General features: G+C 67.3%; 1 protein-coding gene and 1 pseudogene. Both read right to left on the reverse strand.

The genetic code is table 11. The features are described from left to right. Positions 1 to 438 (reverse strand): annotated as a pseudogene (locus tag EN925_RS37090) (hypothetical protein); the annotation flags it as partial. Between the two features lie 82 nt (positions 439 to 520). Then, the gene (locus EN925_RS37095; RefSeq protein ID WP_127388497.1) at positions 521 to 922 is read right to left on the reverse strand and encodes a periplasmic heavy metal sensor; all 402 of its coding nucleotides are present in this window, start codon (positions 920 to 922) and stop codon (positions 521 to 523) included. Positions 923 to 1,058 lie beyond the last annotated feature (136 nt).

Genomic DNA, 1,058 nt, shown 5'->3' on the forward strand with positions numbered 1-1,058 from the left:
GCCGAGACCCCAGACCGGGGCGAGTGGTTTTGCGATGACGGCGCAGCCAAGACCGACCGCCGCCGTGACGGCCACGACAAGCGGAACGCCCATCGCAAATGTCGCCACCGCCGCCATGCGCCGGCCCTCCCGAAGCGAGAGCGGCAATGCCTTCAGGAAGGGCGCGAAGGCGCGCGACAGGCAAAGCCTGGCGAGCGCGCTGCCGGTAAAGGCGCCAAGAATAAGAAGTGCGCCCGGCAAACCAAGCAACCACAGCGCCTGCTCCTGCCGCAGCGTGGCGGATGCCGACTGCAGAGCGAGAACGATGTCAGCGATGCCATAGGCAAGCAGCGCCCCGCCGCCGAGCCCAATCCAGGCAAGGTCGCGGCGGCGCATCGAGCGCAAGCCAGCCGAGAACTCGCGCCAAATCAGGGTCAGGACAAGCCTGTCGTGCCGCATTGTTCCATCTTCGCGATCGCAAGCCGGGTTGGATATCGACATAGGTCGGCGACGATTGTGCCGCCAGTAGGGCCGTCGCGGCTCAACCTCCCACTGCGGGCTTGGCGTTGACATTCTTCAGCGCGGCCAGGAGATAGTCCTGCATGGCCGCCTGCAGGTTGGTCGTTGCGCTGCGCACCGCCGCCATCGCGTCCTTCACCGCCGCTTCGTCAAAGGGTTTGGCTGTCTGTGCCGCCGCCAGATTGGCGCGCGCGGCACGCAGCTCGCGCAGTGCCTGGAAGGTGCGCGCGCGGTTGTCGCGCAGCACGCCGCGGAACTCCTTCCTCACCTCCGGGGGATAGTTGCTGGCGATTTCCGACAACAGCACGCCCGCCGCCGCGCCCTGGCGCAGGCCGTGCATGGCATAGCCGACCAGGAAGAAGTTAACGGCGAGCGAAAGCGCAAGCAGCACCAGCGTCCCCGTCCATGTCCAGGAACGCTTCAAAGCGAGCCCTCCTCTGCCGGATCATCCGCGACACCGCCGCCATCGGCCAGCGACGAACCGGACGCCAGCGCCAGAAGCTCCGTATCGGACGGATCGTCCTGCAGCCGCGCCACCTGGTAGCTTGCCAGCGTCGCGG

It is taken from the genome of Mesorhizobium sp. M7A.F.Ca.US.006.04.2.1, assembly GCF_004022915.1.
Lineage (GTDB): Bacteria > Pseudomonadota > Alphaproteobacteria > Rhizobiales > Rhizobiaceae > Mesorhizobium > Mesorhizobium ciceri.